General features: G+C 67.9%; 22 protein-coding genes. 13 read left to right on the top strand and 9 right to left on the bottom strand.

What is annotated here, in order from left to right:
- From AAF430_26065 to AAF430_26035, 7 genes are all read left to right on the top strand, one after another.
- A partial coding sequence (locus AAF430_26065; GenBank protein MEM7413723.1) for a proteasome accessory factor PafA2 family protein occupies window positions 1-772 on the top strand: 772 nt, incomplete at its 5' end.
- An 80-nt stretch (window positions 773-852) separates the two neighbouring features.
- A complete protein-coding gene (locus AAF430_26060; protein MEM7413722.1) occupies window positions 853-1068 on the top strand; it encodes a ubiquitin-like protein Pup in 216 nt (71 codons plus the stop codon).
- A gap of 22 nt (window positions 1069-1090) precedes the next feature.
- On the top strand, window positions 1091-1918 hold the full coding sequence (prcB, locus tag AAF430_26055) for a proteasome subunit beta (GenBank protein MEM7413721.1): 828 nt from the start codon (window positions 1091-1093) through the stop codon (window positions 1916-1918).
- 2 nt (window positions 1919-1920) lie between these two features.
- Entirely contained in the window at window positions 1921-2613 is a 693-nt protein-coding gene (prcA, locus tag AAF430_26050) for a proteasome subunit alpha (GenBank protein MEM7413720.1), read from the top strand.
- Window positions 2614-2643: 30 nt separating this feature from the next.
- Window positions 2644-4050, top strand: a complete 1407-nt coding sequence (pafA, locus tag AAF430_26045; GenBank protein ID MEM7413719.1) for a Pup--protein ligase — start codon at window positions 2644-2646, stop codon at window positions 4048-4050.
- Between the two features lie 185 nt (window positions 4051-4235).
- Entirely contained in the window at window positions 4236-4739 is a 504-nt protein-coding gene (locus AAF430_26040; GenBank protein ID MEM7413718.1) for a hypothetical protein, read from the top strand.
- Window positions 4740-4904: 165 nt separating this feature from the next.
- Window positions 4905-5945 (top strand): rod shape-determining protein, encoded by a 1041-nt coding sequence (locus AAF430_26035; GenBank protein MEM7413717.1) that lies wholly within the window; start codon window positions 4905-4907, stop codon window positions 5943-5945.
- 18 nt (window positions 5946-5963) lie between these two features.
- Here AAF430_26035 and AAF430_26030 read toward each other — a convergent pair whose 3' ends face one another.
- From AAF430_26030 to ruvX, 4 genes are all read right to left on the bottom strand, one after another.
- On the bottom strand, window positions 5964-6665 hold the full coding sequence (locus tag AAF430_26030; protein ID MEM7413716.1) for an urease accessory protein: 702 nt from the start codon (window positions 6663-6665) through the stop codon (window positions 5964-5966).
- Between the two features lie 80 nt (window positions 6666-6745).
- Complete coding sequence (locus tag AAF430_26025) at window positions 6746-7366, bottom strand: SCP2 sterol-binding domain-containing protein (protein ID MEM7413715.1); 621 nt, start codon at window positions 7364-7366, stop codon at window positions 6746-6748.
- A complete protein-coding gene (gene mltG, locus AAF430_26020; protein MEM7413714.1) occupies window positions 7366-8370 on the bottom strand; it encodes an endolytic transglycosylase MltG in 1005 nt (334 codons plus the stop codon). The genes AAF430_26025 and mltG overlap by 1 nt, the downstream gene beginning before the upstream one ends.
- Window positions 8367-8795: a Holliday junction resolvase RuvX gene (gene ruvX / locus AAF430_26015; protein MEM7413713.1), complete on the bottom strand. Its 429-nt coding sequence runs from the start codon at window positions 8793-8795 to the stop codon at window positions 8367-8369. Before ruvX ends, mltG begins: the two co-directional genes overlap by 4 nt.
- A 392-nt stretch (window positions 8796-9187) precedes the next feature.
- On the opposite strand from ruvX, the gene AAF430_26010 reads away from it, so the two are divergent.
- The 5 genes from AAF430_26010 (at window position 9188) to AAF430_25990 (ending at window position 13722) form a co-directional block, all read left to right on the top strand.
- A complete protein-coding gene (locus tag AAF430_26010; GenBank protein MEM7413712.1) occupies window positions 9188-9739 on the top strand; it encodes a phosphatidylglycerophosphatase A in 552 nt (183 codons plus the stop codon).
- Window positions 9736-11043, top strand: a complete 1308-nt coding sequence (locus AAF430_26005) for a competence/damage-inducible protein A (protein MEM7413711.1) — start codon at window positions 9736-9738, stop codon at window positions 11041-11043. The genes AAF430_26010 and AAF430_26005 overlap by 4 nt, the downstream gene beginning before the upstream one ends.
- Window positions 11033-11671, top strand: coding sequence for an RNA 2',3'-cyclic phosphodiesterase (gene thpR / locus AAF430_26000; protein ID MEM7413710.1), 639 nt, complete (start codon window positions 11033-11035; stop codon window positions 11669-11671). Before AAF430_26005 ends, thpR begins: the two co-directional genes overlap by 11 nt.
- 62 nt (window positions 11672-11733) lie before the next feature.
- Window positions 11734-12867 (top strand): recombinase RecA, encoded by a 1134-nt coding sequence (gene recA / locus AAF430_25995; GenBank protein ID MEM7413709.1) that lies wholly within the window; start codon window positions 11734-11736, stop codon window positions 12865-12867.
- Window positions 12868-13029: 162 nt separating this feature from the next.
- Window positions 13030-13722, top strand: coding sequence for a phosphatase PAP2 family protein (locus AAF430_25990; protein ID MEM7413708.1), 693 nt, complete (start codon window positions 13030-13032; stop codon window positions 13720-13722).
- A gap of 24 nt (window positions 13723-13746) precedes the next feature.
- On the opposite strand, the gene AAF430_25985 is transcribed toward AAF430_25990, so the two are convergent.
- The 4 genes from AAF430_25985 to AAF430_25970 form a co-directional block, all read right to left on the bottom strand.
- Window positions 13747-14520, bottom strand: coding sequence for a prolipoprotein diacylglyceryl transferase family protein (locus AAF430_25985; GenBank protein ID MEM7413707.1), 774 nt, complete (start codon window positions 14518-14520; stop codon window positions 13747-13749).
- 135 nt (window positions 14521-14655) lie between these two features.
- Entirely contained in the window at window positions 14656-17427 is a 2772-nt protein-coding gene (locus tag AAF430_25980; GenBank protein MEM7413706.1) for a hypothetical protein, read from the bottom strand.
- A gap of 183 nt (window positions 17428-17610) precedes the next feature.
- Window positions 17611-18429: a PEP-CTERM sorting domain-containing protein gene (locus AAF430_25975; protein ID MEM7413705.1), complete on the bottom strand. Its 819-nt coding sequence runs from the start codon at window positions 18427-18429 to the stop codon at window positions 17611-17613.
- Window positions 18430-19040: 611 nt separating this feature from the next.
- Entirely contained in the window at window positions 19041-20591 is a 1551-nt protein-coding gene (locus AAF430_25970) for a carboxypeptidase-like regulatory domain-containing protein (protein ID MEM7413704.1), read from the bottom strand.
- Window positions 20592-20755: 164 nt separating this feature from the next.
- Here AAF430_25970 and AAF430_25965 point away from each other — a divergent pair, with 164 nt between their 5' ends.
- Entirely contained in the window at window positions 20756-21919 is a 1164-nt protein-coding gene (locus tag AAF430_25965; protein ID MEM7413703.1) for a type IV pilus twitching motility protein PilT, read from the top strand.
- A 127-nt stretch (window positions 21920-22046) separates the two neighbouring features.
- Here AAF430_25965 and AAF430_25960 read toward each other — a convergent pair.
- Window positions 22047-22864 (bottom strand): hypothetical protein (locus AAF430_25960; GenBank protein MEM7413702.1); only part of this gene is annotated, 818 nt, incomplete at its 5' end.

The raw sequence follows: 22864 nt of genomic DNA, 5'->3' as shown, positions 1-22864 counted from the left end.
CGTGATCGTGGGCGACGCCAACATGTCCGAGTACACGATCTACCTGCGCAACGGCGTGATGGCGATCGTGCTCTCGATGATCGAGGACGGCGCCATCCGGCGGAACCTCTCGCTGCGCGATCCGGTCCGCGCCATCCGCGAGGCCTCCCACGACGCCAGCTGCAAGCTCGAGCTGCAGCTCGAGGACGGCAAGCGCCTCACCGCGGTCCAGATCCAGGCCGAGTACCTCGACATGGCGCTGGCCTACACCTCGGGACAGTCGCTGGATCCGATCACCAAGGACGTGCTCACCAAGTGGCAGCATGCGCTCGAGTGCCTGGCCCGGGATCCGATGGAGCTCGACACCCAGATCGACTGGGTGATGAAGAAGCGGATGATCGAGGGCTTCATGGAGCGCAAGTCACTCGACTGGCAGTCGCCCCAGGTCGAGATGCTCGACCTGCAGTACCACGATCTGCGCCCCGACAAGGGCCTGTACTATCTTCTCGAGAGGCAGGGGCGCGCGGAGCGCATCGTGACGGACGACGAGATCGTCGCGGCGATCCACACGCCTCCCTCGGACACGCGCGCGTACTTCCGCGGCGAGTGTCTCAAGAAATACGGCTCGGCCGTCTTCGGCGTGAACTGGGATTCCATTTCGTTCGGCGTCGACGGCGAGCCCATCAAGAGGATCCTCATGGCGGAGCCCTTGAATGGCACCCAGGCCCACGTGCAGGAGCTGCTCGAGAGCTCCACCACGGCCGCCGACCTGGTCAAGAACCTGCGGGCCTGAACGAGCGAACGAACCGGACCGACACGGAGCCAAGCATGCGCATCATTACGACGACCCGACCCCAGGCCAGCCACGCGCCGATCTTCGGAGCCGCCGAGGGCGGCCAGAAGCAGCAGCCCAAGAAGGGCGGCGGCGGCGACGAGGGCGGCAAGGAAGGCGGCGGTCCGCAGAAGCTCGCCAAGAAGGGCGAGGAGCTGAAGGAAGACATGGACGCACTCGTCGACGAGATCGACGAGGTGCTCGAAGAGAACGCGGAAGAGTTCGTCAAGAACTACGTTCAGCGCGGAGGCCAGTAGGGCCGACGCCGAGGGGGGCGGATTGCGTTTCGGATTCGGGGGGACCTACCAGGGGTCGAGCTTCAGCGAGCTGTTGCGGGTGGATCACCCGGAGCTCGCTTGGGACCCTGGCAGCTTGGGCAAGGCAGCGAGTGATCTCTCGGTGCCGCACGGCACCACCGTGCTCGCATTCAAGTACAACGATGGCGTGATCGTCGCGGGCGATCGCCTCGCCACCGAGGGCTTGCGCGTCGCGTCTCGCGACGTCCAGAAGGTCTACGCGACCGACGCCCACTCGATGATCGCCATCGCGGGAGCCGCCGGACCCGCCATCGAGATGGCGCGCCTGATGCGCATCGAGCTCGAGCACTACGAGAAGATCGAGGGCGAGCCCCTCGAGCTCGACGGCAAGGCGAACAAGCTCTCCCAGATGATCCGAGCGAACCTGCCCGCGGCCATGCAAGGCATGGTCGTCGTGCCGCTCTTCGCCGGCTACGACCTGCGGCGCGAGCAGGGCCGGCTCTGGAAGTTCGACGTCACGGGCGGGCGCTACGAGGAGGCCGAGTTCGACTCGACCGGCTCGGGCGGCCTCTACGCCCGCGAGTCGCTCAAGAAGTCGCACCACGACGACGCGTCGCGCCCCGAGGCTCTCGAGATGGCGGTCCAGGCGCTCACCGACGCCGCCGACGAGGACCGCGGGACCGGCGGCATCGATACGGTCCGCGGGATCTTCCCGACGGTCATCTACTGCTCCAACTCGGGCATCGACCAGGCGCCCGAGAGCGAGATCCGGGTCGCCTTCGACCGCATCATGGAGCGCCGCGCGAACGGCAACGGCCATGCGGCCACCGACGGAGGGCCCCAGTCGTGAGCATGCCCTTCTACGTCTCGCCCGAGCAGGTCATGCAGGACAAGGCCGAGTACGCCCGCAAGGGCATCGGCCGGGGCAAGTCGAGCCTCACGCTGGAGTTCGGGGGCGGCATCCTGATGGTCGCCGAGAATCCCTCGAGCCTGTCGAAGATCGGCGAGATCTACGACCGCATCGCGTTCGCCGGGGTCGGCAAGTTCAGCGAGTTCGACCAGCTGCGAAAGATCGGGGTCCGCTTCGCGGACATGAAGGGCTACTCCTACAGCCGCGACGACGTGCGCGGGAAGGCCCTCGCCAACGCGTACTCCCAGGCCATGGGCGACGTCTTCACCCGGGAGATGAAGCCCCTGGAAGTCGAGGTCGTGGTGGCCGAAGTGGGCGATCCTTCGCTCGCCGGACACGAGAAGAATTCGATCTACCGGATCCTCTACGACGGCAGCGTGTCGGACCACGAGGGCTTCTGCGTCATCGGGGGCTCCGCCGAGGAGCTCGGCAGCTTCCTGCAGAGCCAGTACAAGTCGGGCCTTCCCCTTGGGGATTGCCTAAAGCTGGGTCGGCAGGCGCTGGAGCGGGCGGCAGACGGACAGCCTACTGTCCCGGCAGAGAACCTCGAGGTTTGCGTGCTCGAGAGAGCGCGGAACGGCCGAAAGTTCCGCAGGCTCTCCACCGATGAGGTGAGTGGGCTCCTCTCCTCGTAGGCTCCTCGGACAGACAGACAGGCGGTTCGTGTGCAGAAGCGGATCTACGGCATCGAGACCGAGTACGGAATCATCTTCACGCCAGAGGGGCGGAAGACGCTCCCGGTCGAGAAGGCGATCCGATTCCTCTTCGAGAAGCTGATCACCACGGAACACTTCCTGAACGTGTTCCTCGAGAACGGTGCCCGCTTCTACCAGGACACGGGCTGCCACCCGGAGTACGCGACGCCCGAGTGCGCGTCGCCCCGCCAGCTCATCGTCTACGACAAGGCGGGCGAGCGGATCCTCGAAGATCTCCAGATCTACGCCGAGGAGAAGATCCGCGAGGAGCGGATCGCCGGGAAGCTCTCGATCTTCAAGAACAACACCGACTTCGTCGGAAACTCCTACGGCTGCCACGAGAACTACCTGGTCGACCGCGACGTCGACTTCTACTACCTCGCGGAGCAGCTGATCCCGTTCCTGGTGACGCGCCAGATCTACAGCGGCGCGGGCAAGGTCTTCCAGACCCAGGACGGCGTTCACTACTGCATCAGCCAGCGCGCCCAGCACATCTACCAGAAGATCTCGGGCACCACGACGAACGACCGGTCGATCATCAACACCCGCGACGAGCCCCACGCCGATCGCGAGAAGTACCGCCGGCTCCACGTCATCGTGGGCGACTCCAACATGTCGGAGTACACGAACTTCCTGAAGGTCGGGGCCTGCGCGGTCGTCCTCCAGATGATCGAGGACAACTTCATCAATCAGGACTTCACCCTGCGCAACCCGGTGAAGGCCATCAAGGACATCTCCTACGACACCACCTGCCACCGCAAGCTCCGCCTGGACAACGGCCGCGAGTACTCGCCGATCGAGATCCAGATGGAGTACTGCGAGATGGCCCAGAAGTACATCGAGCAGTACCCGGTTTCCGAGGAGCTGCGTGATGCGGTGGAGAAGTGGCAGTACGTCCTCGACTGCTTGAACGACGACCCGGACAAGCTCGATCGCGAGATCGACTGGGTGATCAAGCGCAAGATGATCCGCTCCTACATCGAGCGGAACGACACCACCTGGAACGATCCGCGCGTCTTCATGCTGGACCTCCAGTACCACGACCTGCGCCTCAACCGCGGCTTGTACTACCTGCTCGAGCGCGGAGGCCTGGTCGAGCGCATCCTCGACGACGAGGAGGTGATCAAGGCGAAGACCGAGCCGCCCCCGGATACCCGGGCGCGGATGCGCGGTGAGTTCATCAAGCTCGCGCGGCAGAACTCGATCCAGTACGACCTCGACTGGTCGAACATCCGCCTCGGCAACCTCCTCAACGTTCGCGTCATCTGCAACAACCCCTTCGAGACCGACATCGAGAAGGTGGCAGAGCTCGTGCGGACGATTCAGAAGACGAATCTGCGGAAGACCAGCCTCTCGAAGCTGGTCATCCAGTCCTAACGGCGCCGCACGCGTCTCCGCCGGCCGAAACCGGCCCGGAGGAGCCCGCACCGACGGAGGTCCGCGGTATCGGGGCCTCGCTCCGTCGGCCGCTGGCCGATAGACTTCGCCTGACGGACGCCCGTCGCCCACTCCACCCCATTCGTCGCCCGCGCCGAGCGGGCGCCATCTACCCGGAGACATCCATGGCCGAGCCGAAGCCCGCCGAACAGACCCCGCAGGCCCCCGCTTCCACCCCCGAGACGCCCGCCACCGAGGCGGCACCGAAGCTCGTGGCGGTTCCGGAAGACGCCTCGAGCCCGGACCCGGCACCTTCGGCCGCGCCCGAGGAGCCCGAGCGTCAGGGCGTCTCCTGGCTGGCCTTCGGCGTGGTGCTCCTGCTGCTCGTGGGCTCCCTCTTCGGCCTCTACAGCCAGTCCCAGCGCGCGTCGGCCCAGGCCGAGCAGATCGTGGCGCTCTCCAGCGAGGTCGAGACCCTCGGGGCCGAGCTCGCCGCAGCCAACCAGCAGGTCCAGAGCTACGACATGCAGCTCACCCTGGTCCGCTCTGCCGTGGCCGAGGTCTTCCAGAAGATGAACTCGCTGCAGGCCCTCGTGGCCCTGGCACCCGCCGCCGACACCGGCAGCGCGCCCGCAGCCACCGAAGACGCCGCAACCACGGTGACGGACGAGGCGACGCCGCTCCAATAGGCCGCGTCGGTTCCGCTCCCGGCGGAACACGGGTATTCGACAGCGACCGGCGAGGCTCGTGCAAGTTCGAGCCTCACCGGTGGTGTCAGACGGCTCAATTCTCGCCGTCTTTTGCCGATACGAATCCTACAGACCCGCGGCCCGCTGCCGCCGGGGAGGGATTCGATGCTGTTCGACTGGCTCGCTGGCCTGTTCTCTCACGACCTCGCGATCGACCTCGGGACGGCCAACACGCTCGTCTACGTGCACGGCAAGGGCCTGGTGTGCTCCGAGCCGAGTGTCGTCGCCGTGACCACCGATCCGGGCGGGCGCGGCGAGACCGTGCGCGCCGTGGGTTTCGAGGCGAAAGAGATGCTCGGGCGCACGCCCGGGGACGTCCGCGCGATCCGCCCGATCAAGGACGGCGTGATCGCCGACTTCGAAATCACCGAGGCGATGCTCCGCTACTTCATCCAGCGGGCGCACAACCGCGGCAAGCTGATCCGTCCGCGCATCGTGATCTGCGTTCCGCCCTGCATCACCAGCGTGGAGAAGCGCGCGGTGCGAGAGTCGGCGCTGTCGGCCGGAGCACGCGAAGTCTTCCTGATGGAGGAGCCCATGGCCGCGGCCATTGGCGCGGGCCTCGACGTGACGGCACCGACCGGGAACATGGTCGTCGACATCGGCGGCGGCACGACCGACGTCGCCGTGATCTCGCTTTCGGGCGTGGTGACCTCCAGCTCGATCCGCTGCGGCGGTGACAAGATGGACGAGGCCATCGTCAACTACGTCAAGCGCAAGTACAACATGCTCATCGGTGAACGCACCGCCGAGCAGGTGAAGATGACGATCGCGACGGCGTCTGCCGCCGAGGGTCCGTCGGAGACGATGGAGATCAAAGGCCGCGACCTCGTCGCCGGTATCCCGAAGGTCGTCGTGGCTTCGAGCGAGGAGATCGCCGAAGCTCTGGTCGAACCGATCCACTCGATCGTCGAGACCGTTCACCTCACCCTCGAGAAGACGCCGCCCGAGCTCGCCGCAGACATCGTCGACCGCGGCATCATGCTCGTGGGCGGTGGATCGCTCCTGCGCGACTTCGACCACGTGCTCCGTCAGGAGACGAAGCTGCCGATCCTGCGCAGCGACGACCCCTTCTCGGCGGTCGTACACGGTGCGGGCAAGGCCCTCGACAATCTGCAGCTGCTGAAGGACGTCGCGCTCAACTAGCGCGCCGACGCGAGCGCTCTAGAGCCCCACCCCGGGCCAGAGAGCGCGCCCGCCGACCCAGCAACCGATCAGGATCGAGAGCGTCCCGAGCGTCCACTGCCAGGGACGGCCGTAGGCCAGCGCTTGCACGCGCGGCCAGCGCAGCGGCACCGACACGGCGCTCGACAAGAGCAGCATCCCGGCGGTGGCGCCGAGACCGAAGAGCACGGCGTACGCGATCGCGGCCGCCGGCAAGGCACCCTGCGCCGCCAACACCCCGAGCAGCGCAGACCCGGCAAACCCGTGGACCGCTCCGACGAGCAGCGCGCGACCCAGCGGGCGCTCCGCATGCGGGTGCTCCGCCTCGCCCGCGCCGTCGGGAAGCTCCCAGTGGAAGTGGACGTGCCGCGTGCCGTCGCGATGCTCGTGGGCGTCCAGACGCGGCGGCCCCACGAAGCGCCGACGCAGCAGGTCGATTCCGAGCCAGACCAGCAGGGCCCCCGCAGCGGCTTCCAGCCAGGGCTGGAGGTGCTCGGGAACGGTCACGCCCGTGGCCACCCAGATACTGGCCAGACCCACCAGAGTCAGCGCGTGACCCAGGCCCCAGGCGCCGGCGACCCGCAGCAGCTCGCGGCGCCCCGCCGAGCGCGCCGAGAGACTCGCCACCGCGGCGATGTGATCGGCTTCGAGCGCGTGCCGGATGCCCATCGCGAACCCCAGCAACAACCAAGAACCGACCATGTCTCCCTCCGCTCGAAGCATGGCTTCGAGCCAGCGCGCCCCGCGATTATCGAGGCCCGCGGCGCGTGAGGCAAGCCGGCTCAGGCGTCTTCGAGAGCCGCCATCGCGAGCTGCAGCGCGGCCTGCATGTCGCCATCGACGCGAATCCGCTGGGTCATGAAGGCCTCCTGGGCGTCGAGATCGCCGCTGCGCAGCGCCCGATAGTCGGCGTCTTCGACCGAGATCGTGGTCTTCGGCGCGTTGGGAACGGGTGTTTCACCGAAGTGGGTGCGAAGCGCGAAGCCGCCCTCCCCCGTCACCTCGAAGCGAACGAGCCCGTCGATCTCGCGAAGCCGCTCGATCCGGTCCCGCGTGAATTTGAGCTCGCCTGTGATCCCCGAGAGACCGCCGAGCAGCGCGAGCGCTGAGTCCCCGGTTTCCTCGGCGAGTCGATCGAACCCGTGGCGATCCTGGAGCAACGTGAGGAACGGAGGCCGGTCCGCACCCGCCCCGGCCTCCATCTGACCCTCGCGAATGTTCAGGAAGAAGGTCCCGCCGTCGGTCCCTTCGACGACCACCTGGATCGTGGCGTTGACGGCGCGCATGGCGGCGTGCACCCGGCGACCGGCTTCCCCGCGCTCCTGCTCGGCATCGAGGGCCGCATTGAACTGGCGGGGGATGTGCTCTCCGTAGAAGCGAGCCGGGTCGAGCGGTGCCGCCACTAGCTGCCCCCGCGACGGCGCTGGTAGCGATCGACGGCCCTGACGTGATCCCGGTACGACTCGGAGAACACGTGGGTGCCATCGTTGCGGGACACGAAGAAGAGATAGTCGGACTCGGCCGGCGCGACCACCGCCTCGAGGGACGCCAGACCTGGATTGGCGATCGGCCCCGGCGTGAGCCCCGAATGCTGATAGGTGTTGTAGAGGTTGCTCGCGTCGTCGAGATGGCGGCGTCGTAGATTGCCGTCGAAGTCCGGGATGCCGTAGATGATGGTGGGATCCGACTCGAGACGCATGTTTCGCTCGATGCGATTCGCGAACACCGAGGCGATCAACGGCCGCTCTTCGGCGGCGCCCGTCTCCTTCTCGACGATCGAAGCGAGGATCACGACCTCGTGGCGCGAGAGCCCGCGCTCCGCGGCGCGGGCCGCCACCTGACCCCAGGCTTGCTCGAACTGCTCGAGCATCACCTCGACCACCTGCTCCCCGTCGAGCCCCTTCGGAAAGCGGTAGGTCTCGGGGAAGAGATACCCCTCGAGATTCTCCGCGGGGATCTCCCAGCGCTCGAGGAGATCCGCGCTCGCAAAGGCCGCATCGAAGGCTTCGCGATCGACGAGACCCGCGTCGGCGATGACGCGACCGATCTCGACTGCGGTCAGTCCTTCCGGAATCGAGACGGGATACGTCGCAGGACGCCCCTTCACCAGAACGTCCAGAATCTCGCTCGGGGACTGATCCGCCGACAGGAAGAACTCGCCGGCCGAGAGCTTCTGTCCGAGCTCTCGATACCGCGCGAGCAGTACCGTGGCCTCGACGTCTCGGACGAGCCCTTCTCGCTGCAAGCGCGTCGCGATGCCGCGCAGCGACTCGCCCGGCTCCACGGTGAAGAGCACGGGCTCCGCCTCGTCGGTGAGCGGTTCGAGTGATTGCGAGAGCCAGCCTCCGAGGGCAGCGGCCCCCAGGACGGCAGCGATCGCCAGGAAGAGCAGGATGCGGGAAATCACGGAGCGCCCTCGCGCGGCTGTTCGAGATAGGTTCGCAGGATCAGCGTGGCGGCCAGCGCATCGACCTCACCCTTGCGTCGACGTTTGGACGCCGGCGCGTCGCGAAGAGTGCGTTCCGCCTGGGCTGTCGTCCAGCGCTCGTCGACCAGTTCCACGGGTAGTTCGGTGGCTTCGGTGAGGGCCGTCGCGAAGCGGCGCGCGGCCTCGGCTCCGCTGCCCGCACGCCCGTCCATGTGCAGGGGCAACCCGATCGCGATGGCCCGGATCGAGCGCTCGCGGATCAGCTCGCCCAGGGCCGCCAGATCCTTCTCGAGACCGTGACGTTCGAGGCAGCCCACCGGAAACGCGATGGTGGCGTCCTCGTCGGAGACGGCCAGACCGATTCGGCGCGCTCCCAGGTCGAGTCCGAGCACGGGCCCCTGCATCGGCGGGAGCGTAGCGTGGGCTCTGGCGGAAGTATTCGAGAACATTGACATTTTTGGATTCGTTTTTTCCTTTTTTTCGCCTCTGAAACGATGGCCTTCCGGGCGGGCCGCGGGTACCTTGGAGCGGTCGCCCGGTCCCCGCTGAGGCGTCGTCTGCGGTCCTCCTCCAACCGCCGAACCCGTAGGGAAACCCATCACCCGCTGCAGGGCAGCGCTCGCTGCGCGCGTTCGGAACCCGCTGACGCGGGCCTGGCGCCGAGCGCCGAGACCCAGTGCCTCCACCCGGGGTGCGTTGGGTTGACCACACCCTGGAGCGGCGTGCCGTCCCAGTCCGCTTCGCGCTACGTGGCCGATGCGGTCCGGGAACCCTCGGGAGCGTGCCGGAGCACCGCTTGTCGTCGGCCGAAGAACAAGCCGAAGCCCGACCCGACGCGGCCTCGCAGACGTCGCATCGCGGTTGGCGATCGACCCTGGCGTTGGCACTCGCCACGGCAGGAGGCGCGGGCTTCGTGCCGGTCGCGCCGGGGACGTTCGGCGCCGCCGTGGGCGTCGGCCTCTTCGCTCTGGGCCTCTCCCTCGGCGGCTGGACGATCGCCGTACTGATCGTGGCGACGAGTGTCGTTGGGGTGTGGGCATCGACCGAAGCCGAGCGTCTGTTTGGCCAGCACGATGACGGGCGGATCGTCATCGACGAAGTCGCCGGGCAGCTGGTCGCGCTCGTGCCCCTGCTCTTCGTCCTGCCGGAAGCGCGTTGGCGTGCGCCGCTCCCGCTGCTGGCGGGCTTCGTCGCGTTCCGCGCCTTCGACATCGCCAAGCCGGGCCCCGTGCGTTGGGCCGAGCGCCGCTTCGAAGGGGGCCTCGGCGTCATGGCCGATGACCTCGTCGCGGGTGTACTCGCCGCGGTGGTCGTCTGGGCCGGAGCCGCCAGCGGAGCGCTCGCGTGAAGGCCGAGGTCCTCACCATCGGCGACGAGCTTCTTCGCGGCGAGATCGTCGATTCGAACAAGGCCTTTCTCTCGGATCGGCTGTTGTCCCTCGATATCGAGACCCACTTCCATGCGTCGGTGCGCGACGAGCCGGCCGACATGGTCGATGCCTTCCACCGCGCGGCCGACCGTTCCGACGTCGTGCTCGTCTCCGGCGGGCTCGGCCCCACCCGCGACGACCTGACCTCCGAGGTCCTCGGTCAGGCCTTCGAGCGACCGCTGCGACTCGACGAGGACGCGCTGGCGGGCATCCGCGCCTTCTTCGAGAGCATCGGACGGGAGATGACCGACAACAACGCGAGCCAGGCCTACTTCCCGGAAGGGGCCGACGTCCTCGCCAACCCGATCGGAACCGCGCCAGGTTTCGGCCTCGATGTCGGACGCGCCCTCTTCTTCTGCATGCCCGGCGTGCCCCGCGAAATGATGCGCATGATGGACGAGCAGGTGCTCCCGCGCATCGCCCGTCGCCAGTCGGGCGGACAGGTCGTGCGCGCTCGCTTGCTGCGCACCTTCGGCATCGGCGAGTCCTCGCTGGACGCCGAGCTCGCCGACGTCGCGGCCTCGGGCGACGTAAGCCTCGGGTTCCGAACGTCCTTCCCCGACAACTATCTGCGTCCCGTGGCCCGGGCGACCGACGTCGCCGCGGCCGAAGCCCGGCTCGACGCGGTCTGTGCGACCATCCGCGAGCGCCTCGGCGCGATCGTCTATGGCGAGGGCGAAGCGTCTCTGGCCGACGTGGTGGGGGCCCTGCTGCGCGAGCGGGGCACGCGCATCGCGGTCGCCGAATCGTGCACCGGCGGCCTGATCGCCGAGAAGCTGACCGACGTTGCCGGCGCGTCGCGCTACTTCCAGGGCGGCGTCGTCGCCTACGCCAACGAAGCGAAGGAAGCCCAGCTGGGGGTCCCCGCGGAGCTCCTCGCCGAGCATGGCGCCGTCTCGGAGCCGGTCGCACGCGCCATGGCCGAGGGGGCGCGCGCGCGTTTCGGTGCCGACCTCGCGGTCGCCACCACGGGAATCTCGGGGCCCGATGGCGGCACCGAGGAGAAGCCCGTCGGCCTGGTGCACCTGGCGCTCGCCGACGCAGAGGGCGTTCACGCCGACCACTTCGTCTTCCCGCTCGATCGCGCCCGGCACCGCCAGCTCACGGCCCAGGTGGCGCTCGACTGGATCCGTCGACGCATGCTCGGGGAGCCGCTGGTGGGACCGACGCTATTGCGGCGCGCAGGCGGAGGTTCGGCACCGGGGTCGCGGGGTGGACGATGACGCGCGGGTTCGAGCGTTCCTCGCTGTGCCTCTGGACGAGGCCTCGCGTTCCGTGGCGCTCGCGTGGCAGCACGCGGTCCGAGAAGCATTGCGCGCCGACGGCGAGGACGTCGACGCCCTGCGCTGGGTCCCGGCGGAGGCGCTCCACGTGACGCTGCATTTCCTCGGCAACGTCGCTGGCGCCGACCTCCCCGTCCTGGGAGAGGCCGCCGAACGAGCGCTCGTCGGGGTGTGCGGATTCCCCCTGCGTTTCGAGGCCCCGACCGGGTTCCCCCAATCGCGTCGCCCTCGGGTGGTCGTGTTGCCCGCACGCCCGCAGGCGCCGCTCGCCGATCTCGCTGCGCGCCTGCGCGACGCGGTCGCAGCGTGGGTGCCGATGGCGGAGGACCGACCGTATCGACCGCACCTCACCCTCGCGCGGGTGCGACGCGGAAAGCGGGTGCGTCTGCCCAGCGTGACCGCATCCGTCACGACGGCAGCCGATGCTTCGGTCGTGACCGAATGCGTGCTCTTCCGCAGCGACCTGTCCGCAGAGGGCGCTCGATATTCACCGCTGGCTCGGTTTCCGCTCGAGGCCCCCGAAGCGGGGGGCTCCGGTGACGGAGCCAGCGCTCCCGTTCACCCCTGAAGCGCGACATCGCTCGCACCCATCCATCTCACGACGCACAACTACCGAAAGGAAGAGAACCCATGACGGCAAAGAGTCGATCCAACGGCAGCGCAACCAAGAGCAATGGCGCGGTGGGCAAGGCGCCCGAGGGCCAGAAGCAGCAAGCCATCGCCCACGCGGTCTCCGCGATCGAAAAGCAGTTCGGCAAGGGCGCCATCCTCTCGATGACCGAAGACGGCATCGATCGGGAGATCGAGGCGTTCTCGACGGGTTCTGCGAGTCTCGACCTCGCCCTCGGCATCGGCGGTCTGCCGAAGGGGCGCGTCGTCGAGATCTACGGGCCCGAGTCGAGTGGTAAGACCACTCTCTCCCTGCACGCGGTCGCCGAGGTGCAGCGGCAGGGCGGCGTCGCCGCCTTCGTCGACGCCGAGCACGCTCTCGACGTCGGGTATGCCCGGCGCCTGGGGGTGAAGATCGAGGACCTCCTGGTCTCCCAGCCCGATACCGGCGAACAGGCCCTCGAGATCGTCGACGTGCTGCTCCGGTCGGGAGCCATCGATCTCGTGGTGGTCGACTCTGTCGCCGCGCTCACGCCACGGGCCGAGATCGAGGGCGAAATGGGTGACCACCACGTGGGCCTGCAGGCGCGGCTCATGAGCCAGGCGCTGCGCAAGCTCACGGGTACGGTCGCAAAGTCGAACTCCACGGTCATCTTCATCAACCAGATCCGGATGAAGATCGGCGTGATGTTCGGCAACCCCGAGACGACCACGGGCGGGAACGCCTTGAAGTTCTACTCCTCGGTGCGCCTCGACGTGCGGCGCATCGCGGCGCTGAAGGACGGGGACGAGGTCGTCGGCAACCGCACCCGGGTGAAGGTGGTGAAGAACAAGGTGGCGCCCCCGTTCCGCCAGGCCGAGTTTGACATCCTCTACAACCAGGGCATCTCGCGAGAGGGAGACCTGCTCGACCTGGGCGTCGAAGCGGGCCTCGTCGAGAAGAGTGGCGCTTGGTACTCCTACGACGGAGAGCGCATCGGGCAGGGACGCGAGAACGCGCGGCGCTTCCTGCTCGAGAACGTGGACACCCGCGAACGGCTTGCGGACGCGGTGTATGGACACCACGGCCTGAAGCGGGCCGTTCCGGCACACGTCGAGGACGGCGAGTCCGCCGCCAGCTCGGGGGAGGCGGAGGAGGCGAGCGCCGAAGCCTGATCGATGGGCCGGGAGGTGCCTGCGCCTGGCGCGGAACCCTCCCGGCCCCGGCGGGTGCCTTGCAGCGCCCTGCCCTGCGGTCGCCTCCTCGAGACCTCCGCGGGCGCGCGCAAAGTGACGCTCCAGCACCGTCGCCCGCAACGCCTGAGATAGAATGGCGTCATGGAGGACGTCGGGGATCAGCCCGAGGCCGGCCCTGGGGCGCGCCTCCAGCTCCACCTCACGCAAAAGGTGGCAGTCCTGCTGGGGCTGGCGGTCGGGATCTGTGTCCCGTACTTCAGCCTCCAGTACGTCGACTGGTTCCCGGCTCACACGGTTCCCGCGTTGGGCATCGACGACGCGATTTCGTTCTCTCCGAACTGGGTGTGGGTCTACCTGTCGATTGCGGTGCTGGTACCCGCCGCGCCCCTGATGATTCCGACCCGGGCTGGACTGGCCCACTACAGCCGCGGCCTCGCGGTGATGTGCACGATCGCCTTCGTCTGTTTCCTGCTGTTTCCGGTGGCAGGTCCGCGGCCCGCGAGTGTGCCCGAGCATGCGATGTACCAGTGGTTGGTGGGGGTCGATCGGCCCCTGAATTCGATGCCCTCGCTGCACGCTGCCTTGGTGGTGTACTCGACGCTCTGTCTGGCCCAGCACGGCTGGGCCGGGTTGCGCGGCATCTCACGGCGGATCGTCGCCGCAAGCGCGATCGGCTGGGCAGGAGCGATCCTCTTTGCCACGCTCGCGACGAAGCAGCACTGGTTCCTCGACCTGCCGGCCGGGGCCCTGATCGCCGTCGTTGCCGACCGTCTGGCGCATCTGCACGAGGCGTTCGAGACGAGCGGTCCTGGCAGCGAATCGCCCGGGCCCTGAGGAACGAACCAGGGAACCCTTCGGCTAGGCGGCAGGAGCCTCGTCGTCGGACACGCGACTGCGCAGGACCCACGCGAGGACCGTCAGGCCGAGCAGCGTCGCCGCGATTGAGAGGTACTGGCCCGGCGTCCAACCCGCGTAGCGCACGTCGCCGACGCGCAGTGCGTCGAGAGCAAAGCGAACCGGGCCATAGAGCGCGAAGAAGGCACCGAGAAAGAATCCGGCGGGCCAGCGCCGTCGGTCGAGCCACACGAAGAGGCCGGCCATCAGGCTCGTGTAGAAGAACTCGAGCAGACCCAGGTCGAAGCGTGGACCGTCGGGGAAGCGCACGGCGAGCCAGTGGGTCGACTCGATGCCGAGGTGGTCGTGCTGCAGGCCGCAGCCGAGGCGGCCGATGGCGAGCGTGAACGGCAGCGCAAAGAGCAGGCAGTCGACGAAACGCAGCTGGTCCGCCCCGGGCATTCCCCGGATCTGCATGACTGCGAGCAACCCGAGCAGGCCCCCGAGCATGCCGCCGAAGGAAGAGAGACTCCCCCAGAAACGGAGGAGCACCCAAGGGTCCTCGCGAAGCCGCTCGGGGAAGTAGACGAAGATGTCGAAGACGTGGGCGCCGAGGATCCCAAGGCCGATCGCCCAGCCGAGCAGCGTCGAGGTCTCGAGCGCCGAGATGCCGTAGCGCGGCGCGCGACGCATCACGATCTGGAACTCGACGATGATCGCGATCCCGACGAGGACCCAGAACGACTCCAGCGTGTAGCTGCCCAGGGTCAGCGTGGGATTCTCGATGTAGGGGATCATGAGAAGCGCTCGAGCGGTGGGGGCGACGATAGCGTTCGAGGGTTGGCGGAGGCGATCGGCCGAGGCGCCCCCGAAACGCGAACGCCCCGGCCGGATGGACCGACCGGGGCGTTTTCGTTGCGGTGTCGCTTGGCGTTACGCCTTCGACTGGAGCCGCCGCCGCTGCCACCAGAGGAGGCCCGGCAGGAGCAGCGCCAGCTCGGGACCGAAGCCGCAGACGGGCGGATTCGGCACCAGGGTCGGCGTGCAGCTGAGGGTTTCGTCGGTATCGACCATGCCCTCGAGGCCCCAGGTGTTGATCAGCGTCGGGTCGTCCCACTTGAGGTTACCCACGGCCTTGCCGCAGTCCTCGACGCCGTTCATGGCGTAGTCGTTGCACCAGAGGTCGAAGGACGACTCGCCCAGCTTGTTGGTGGTACCCGCTTCGAAGATCTCGAAGACCGGGTAGTCGGCGCCCAGACCACTCACCGTGATCGCTTCACCCGGCGCCACGTCTTCGTGGGCCGCCGCGATCAGGCTCGTACCGACGCCACCTTCCCAGGCCGTCACGTCGATGTTCTGGACACCGTTCCAGATGAGCGTGAGCTCGCTGATGGGCTCCGAGCAGTAGAAGGTGCCCGGAGGCGGTGCCGTCACGCCGATGGTCACCTGGTCGGTGGCCGGGGCGCAGACATCGCCACCCACATCGCCGGTCACCGTGACCACGTTGGTCGTGGTGCCGAAGAGCGTGGCGCCCGCCTTGACCGTCGTCATCTCACCCGGAGCCAGCGACAGGCCGCTGGCGATCACGCCGAGCTGATCGTCGTCGATCGTGATGTTGTCGAGCTGGCTCGCGTTCGGGTTGGTCACCTTGTACTGATACTCGACGTTGCCACCCAGGGTGATCGGACCCTCTTCCTGGCGGTCCATGCCGAACACCACCCAGGAACCGAACCGGTCGCCCAGGCTGAGCGGCTTGTGGCACGACGTCTTGAGCGAGATCGTCTGGGTGCCACCCGCGCCCGTGGTATCGAGCGTGGTCCAGGTCGGCAGGTCGCCGCCGGCCGTGGCCTCCAGCGTCACCAGGTCACCGAACTCGATCATGTCGATCGGGTCCGCGGTCAAGCCAGCACCCGCCGCGACGAGAACCGGGTCGCCCGGATCCGCGACGCCCGTGCAGGTGGCGTTGCCGAACTGGTCGTTGCTCACCGTGCAGCCTTCCCCGAGGAAGTCGCCGATGTAGACCAGCGTCAGGGACTGGAGATCGCTCGTGCAGTGCGGGGCCGGCGGAGCCAGCGGCACTTCACAGGCGTCGAGCTGGCCGTTCGTGCCATCGCCGAGATAGGCGTGCTGACCACTCTGGGTGGTGAAGCCCACCACCTTCAGGCTGCCGAACTCGTCACCGAGGGAGAGCGGCTTGTCCTGCGAGCACCAGACCTTGAAGTCGACGGTCTGTCGCACGCCGCTGGCGTCCACGATCTTGAAGCTCTGGAGCGCCTGCAGGCCACCGAACCAGGTCGCACTGACGCGGATCCGGTCGCCGTCGTTGATGCCGCTCGCCGGCGACACGATCTGCGACCAGCCGTAGTCGCCGGTGTAGATCACACCGACGTTGCTGGCGCCGGTGGCGTCGCCGTCGCAGGCCGCGAAGCCGCTCTGCGGGTTGCCGAGCGGATCCTGGCAGTCCTGCCCGGTGTACTCGAGCACCATGTCGACCACGCGGGCGTCGCACACCGTGCCGACCGGGTCGGTCTGGCTACCGGCACAGACCGGCGGCGGAGGCGGCGCGGTGCAGTCGTTGACACCGCCGATAGTGCTCTCGACTTCCACCACCTCGAAGGCGCCGAAGCGGTCACCGCAGGCGATGGTGCGGTTGCAGGAGGTATCGATCTTCAGGATCTGACGACGCCACCAGGGCCCCGTCACCTTGATCTTCGTCCACTCGTCCAGCGTGCCGCTGGTGCTCTGGAACGTGACCAGATCGCCCTTCATCACGTTCGAATTCGGCGTCGCGTAGGTGTTGCCGCTGCCGTAGATGATAGAGATGTTGGCCGGCTGGCCCACCTTGCGGCGGCCGTAGCAGCGGAACGCGCGGCCCTGGTCGTTGTTCGAGGCCCGGCAGCTCTTGCCGGTGTACTTCATGACGAGACGCACGACGTCGCCTTCGCAGACGTCGAGGTCGGGATTCACCGGCTCGAGCACGCAGCAGGTCTTGTCGACGTCGATGTCGCACTCGATCGGGTTAACGCTGATCGCGACCGTCGGGCCCGTCACCGCCTTCTTCTGGATCAGCGCACTGGCGGTGGCCGCGCAGTTCGCCGTGAGCGTGTTGTCCAGGGAGACGTCGACCTTCGTGGCGTTCGGAACGACCGCGGCGACGTCGAGGATCCCGATCCCGCCATTCCAGCTGATCGCGCCGAAATCGGTGGGCAGCGCGAAGGAGCCCGAGGGAGCGAAGGTGCCCGAAACGGGAATGACCACCGGCGCGATCGGGCCGCTGAGCGTCTCGGTCACCGTCACCGTACCGGTGAGGGTCACCGACACGTTCGTGCTCGGATCACCGAAGGGCGGGAACTGGGTCAGGTTCCCGTCACCGGCCTCGGCGAACTGCACGGTGTCGATCGTCGCGCCCGGCGTCCCCGTGGTGTCGAGGGTCGTGGTCAGCGTCGAGGAGGTGACGTCCGAGGTTCCCGCCGCGCACTGCGCGAGGAAGGAGGTGGGGAAGAACAGCAGCTGATCGCCGCTGACGCCGAGGCTCGGGGCTTCCCAGAGCGGCTCGGCGTCTCCCGCACTCGTGGTCGTTTCGGAGACGTCCCGGAAGGTGACGTCGGTCCCGGCGAAGTCACCGTGATTCACGGTGGCCATGGCCGGGAGCGCCAGGGACAGAATTGCCGCGGTGATCACGGCAAAGCGAGCAGAACTGCGCACGATTGACTCCTTGGGCAACGAATTCAGCGTGAGATCCAGCTCTGCTTCACCCAGGGCAGGCGCCGCGGGTTCTGTCAGTGGGCTCGCTTGCTATTGGGAGCGCAAACTCTGGGGGATCTCCGCTTGGGACAGGTGTGGTCGTCTCAAAATGGATGGGGAGGGAATCGAAGCCGCGAATCCGCCCTACGAGCGGCGGCGCGCGGCGAGGCCGATCAGTCCTCCGAGGAGCAGCAGCCCAGTGGTCGGCTCGGGAATCACCTGGAGCGTGGTTTCCCCAGTCTTCTTCTGGATCAGCGCATCCGACGTGGCCTGGCTGAACGCCGAGAGGATGTTGTTCCACTGGAGTTCGACCTTGGTGATGTCGTTTGCGCCGAACACGGAGGCGAGGTCGATGTCCACGACGGCCGACCAGGAGATCGCACCCGGCGTCGAGATCGTCAGCTGGTCGCCGATCACGGATCCGCCGGTGTAGGACGTGACCCAGTTGTCGCCGCTCACGCCGAAGTTGAAGCTCGAGCCTTCGTTCGCTCCGGAGACCGTGTCGAGAATCGTGATCGTTCCCGAGAGCTGCGCCGTGACGCCGCCGATCCCGCCGAACGACGTGATGCTGCCATCGCCGTTCTCGGTGAGAATGATGTTGTCGACGAACGCGCCGGGCGCGTTGCCCATGATCGTCGCGTTGAAGGTCGAGTGGGTGTTGTCGAACGGATTGCCGTCCGGCGGCACCTGCCCCTCGCCGCCCGCCGAGTCCGCGAGGAACGACGAGGGCGTGAACACCAGGACGTCGCTCCCGCCCGAGCCGCCGAGCACGCCCGGCGCCTCGAAGAGCGGCGCGCTCTCGTCATCCGCCGTCTGAACCGTCTCGTTCAGATCGATGAAGTCGAAGTTCGCGCCGGTCAGGTTGCCGAAGTTGTAGTTGGTGGCTGCACTCGCTGCGAAGGGCAGTAGCAGCGAGAGCGCAAGTCCCTGGAGAACGCGGCGCATCTGGCCTCGAATGTTCATCCCAGCTTCCCCTTATTGGTCCCAGTAGATCTGCAGATCTGAAAAATTTCTGTTCAGCGTCGTTCGGATGAGCTTTTTCGGTCCTCGTTGCCACTACTCACCGGCGCATCATCAGGGGTCGCGCTGGTCCCGGGCTGGATCCGTTCGCTCTGCGTTGTCAGCTCTGCTCCGAAACTTCCGTCCGATTACTCTGTTCAGGCGGATCCGAGGGCACGGATCCCAGCAACACCGCCCTCTTCCCAAAGGGCGCCATCGCGTCATTGTGCAATCGTTGTACCTACTCTGCACTGAGTCGGTAGAAAAGTGCAAGCGCTTATTTCACGCGAAGTTGCGCCGCCTCGAGTGAGCCGGGCGGCACCCTCGAAGGGGCCGAGTGGAGGGAAAGTTCCTTCCATGTGGGAAGGGTCTTGCCCACCGGGCCCAGAAAACCCCCGCGGGTCAGCGGGTGGGACGGGATCTGCCGCGTTGGAGCCGGCCTCGCCGGCGCGCACAGGGCTGCGAAACGCCGCCGCCGCGCACCCGTTTCCCCCACGGGAATTCAGGCGCGGATCAGGCGAACCGGACCGGTCGATCGGACCGAGCGGGCCCGCGAGCGCGCCGCAGGGACGTCCCTAGAGCGGCTGGATGCCCGGCACGCTCCGGCCCGGTAGGGGGACCCCTCCGACCACGCTGATCCGGAGCTCGCGGAGCGGCGTGCGCAACGGGAAGCGCGGCAGCGGACCCTCGACCTGGCGCCCGAGCGGGTCGCGCGCACGGACCACGGCAGTGCCGTCGGGAGCAATTCGAATCACGTAGGCCGAGGTCGGATCGGCGCCGAGGCCCGCGAGTGCGCGCTGCACCTCGAGCGAGTACCCGCGCAGGGCATCCTCGAAGCGGGGAGCCAGGGCTGCGCGCGTCTCCCGACAGACCGCGCCCACCGTCGGATCGAGCGGGCGGAAGCGGCCGTCGCGCAGGTCGATGAGCAAGGGCCGACAACCGCCGGAGACGTACCGCAGGTCGACGGCCAGGGTGCCTGCCGCGGTCAGGTGGTCTTCGGGCCGGCCGAAGCGTCCGGGCGCACCGCACGCTTCGCCGGGCAAGGCGACCGCCGAGCGGCCACCGTCGGTGTGCTCGGTCTCGAGCACGTCTGCGGGGAGCCCCGTGCGCGGGTCCAGGATCGACCGACGCAGGAACCGGCGCCCCGACCCGCGCGCGTCGTTCGCGTCGCGCAGGTCATCGGCGGCCAACGGCTGGCCGCGCGGCGCTTCCCCCGGACGGGCCGGTGCGAGCGCGGGAGCCGCCGGCGGTGTCGGCGGCTTCCAGAGCACGCGTGCGGTCTGTGGCGTGTCGTCGCCCAGTGTCGGCACGACCTCCGGCGGGTGCGTCGAGTGCGGCTGCCACAACACGAGCTCGTGTCGCGCGGTCCAGGCGAGCTCCAGCTCGGGGGACCAGACGGGAGCCGAAACCTCCTCCGAAGCCGATTCACCGACGGAGCGAAGCCCTTCACCGAGCTCTTGAATGCGAATCGTCGACGGAAGCCCAGCGCGCCGAACCCAGTACGCCACCCGGCGACCGTCGCGCGACAGCGCGAGATCGACGACCGGCCCTTCACAATTCGCACCGAACCCGAACACGCGGCGCGCGGACAACACGCGTTCGACTTCCGCGTCGGGGCGACGGACGCTCCGTCGGTAGATGCTCGGGTAGAGCGACTGCCACGCCGCGCGGTATCGCGGAACCTCCCGCGGTGTTCCGGCGACCGGGACGCAGGAGGCCCGTCGCTCTTCGAGACTCTTCGCCCGCTGGAGAGGGATCCTCCCCGACGTGGCGGTGTCGGAGCAGCGATACCCTGGCGCCCACACGCTGGCGATGCGGACGGCGCCCGGCCAGGACCAGGCCAGGCGCGGCGCGCGGAACCGCCCCGCACGGTCGGTGACGATCTCGCGGTGGGCGAGCGCCTCGACCTCCTCGCCCGAGGCCTCGGGCTGGCGGTCGTAGCGGAACACCACGATCGCACCCGCAATGGGCGCGCCGGTCGCGGCGTCGGTCACCTGACCGCTCGGCGGCGCCGAGAACGGGGTCCCCGCGGTGCAACCGGCCACGGCCAGCCACCCGCAGACGGCCACGATTGCCAGCCCACGAACACGCAAGAGCGCCCGCAAGCCCCGCAGCTGCCTTCCCATCGACGCCTGCCTCCCGCCTCGGTTCCTCCCCGCTTTCTTCGTCCGGCTGGAGGGAAGACCTGAGGCGCCGTGTCTCAAGCCGCACGGCCCTCCGGTCGAAGAACCCAAGGACCGGTGTTGCGCTGGCCGAGGGGAATGCTGTGGAGCTGAACGAGATTCTGAAAGTGGCGTTGAAGGGGGGTGCGTCCGACATCCACCTGAAGCCCGGGCTCCCGGCGATGTTCCGCGTCGACGGCACCCTCGTCCCGCTGAAGGCCGGCGACCGCCTCTCGCCCGACGTGGTTCAGAACATGGCCTTCGGGATCATGAACCCCGTCCAGAAGAAGCGCTTCGACGAGACGCGCGAGGTCGACCTCGCCTACGGAATCGCCGGCCTCGGTCGCTTCCGTGTGAACGTGTTCCAGCAGCGCGGCACGGTGGGCATCGTCTTCCGCGTGATTCCGTTCGGCGTGAAGTCGATCGAGCAGCTCCACCTGCCGAAGGTGATCGAGTCGATCGCCATGGAGCAGCGCGGACTGGTGCTCGTGACCGGTACCACCGGCTCGGGTAAGTCGACGTCACTCGCGGCGATGATCGACTACATCAACTCCAATCGAACCTGCCACATCATGACGATCGAGGACCCCATCGAGTTCTTGATCCGGGATCGGCGTTCGATCGTGAACCAGCGCGAGATCGGGGTCGACACCCAGAGCTTCGCGAACGCCCTGCGCGCGGCGCTGCGTCAGGACCCCGACGTGATTCTCGTCGGCGAAATGCGTGACTTCGAGACGATCGAGACCGCCCTCACGGCGGCCGAGACCGGTCACCTCGTCATGAGCACGCTGCACACCCTCGACGCCACCGAGACGATCAACCGCATCATCTCGGTGTTCCCGCCGTACCAGCAGAAGCAGGTGCGCATTCAGCTGGCGTCGATCCTGCGCGCCGTGATCTCCCAGCGCCTGGTGCCCCGCGCCGACGGCAAGGGTCGCGTCCCGGCGCTCGAGGTGCTGGTGTCGACGGCGCGCGTGCGTGAGTGCATCGCGGACAAGGACCGCACCAAGGAGATCCACGACGCGATCTCGAAGGGATTCACCACCTACGGCATGCAGACCTTCGACCAGAGTCTGATGTCGCATGTGAAGGAAGGACTCGTCACCTACGACGAGGCCCTCAACCACGTGTCCAACCCGGACGACTTCGCGCTGCGCTTCCGCGGCATCGAGTCGACCTCCGACGGCACCTGGGACGACTTCTCCGGCGAAGAGGGCGGCGAGGACGAGCTCATCCCGAGCGAAGAGCCCGCGAAGACCGAAGAAGAAGACGACTTCATCCAGAAGTTCTAGTTCTTCGACTTCGCTCGGCTGCGCCGACCGTCCGTGGTGTCGATACAGCGGCCCGTCTGGGCCGCACGGCATCGACGGATCGCGCGCCGTTTGGGCGGGTGCGCTCCGAGAGACGAAGGGTCCCGCCTCAGCGTCCGAGCGAGGACGCGGCGAGTCGCATCTCGTTCATCTGCAGCATCGTCTCGGCGAGAGCCTCGTATGCGGCGCGCACCTGATCGAGCGCGTAGCCGGAAGCCACCATCGCGTCCTGGATCGCGGCGTGAGCCGCGACGCCGTAGTGATCGACCATGGCGGCGAACGCTTCCTTCGCGTCCACGCCCGCCTCGCGCAGCGCGGTCGCGAGCTGGGCCTTGGTCACCCCGAACGCGGATGCGACGGCAGCGACGGTCGTCTTCGTCGTGTAGCCCGCGGCGCGCAGCACGGTGATCACACGCGCGGCCGTCATCGCGAGCTTCCCGCGGAAGAGCTCGACGATCGCCGATGCAGAGACACCGACGTCCTCGCGCAGCCAACGGGCGATGTCCTCGGTGCGATACGCGGCACCGGCGAGGAGGACGGCGGCCTTGCGCCAGCCCAAGCCGGCGACCGTACGAAGCCAGTCGCCCACGCGCTTCGCATCGTCGATCGCGGGGTTCAGGTGCTGACGGACCCGCAGCACGACGACGCGCATGGCCTCGCGCAGGTACTCCGCGTTCCATTCGGAGCCCGCGTCGAGCAGGGCCTGGAAGCGGGACAGCAGCTTCGCGTAGATCCCGAGCAGGCGATCCGGCATGCCGCCGAAGCGACCCTCGAAGAAGTCGAGGATCGCACCGATCGACCAGCCTTCTCCTATCAAGAAGAGCGCCACGTCTTCTTCGGCGGCCGCGTCATCGAGCATCGCGTCGGCGATCGCCTCTGCCTCGTCGGTTCCCAGCGCAGCAGCCGCGGCAGCCGCGGCTTCGGCTG

The organism is Myxococcota bacterium, assembly GCA_039030075.1.
Classification (GTDB): Bacteria; Myxococcota_A; UBA9160; order UBA9160; family SMWR01; genus JAHEJV01.
Note: the sequence above shows the minus strand (reverse complement) of the source record. Positions and strands in the feature narration are given on the sequence as shown.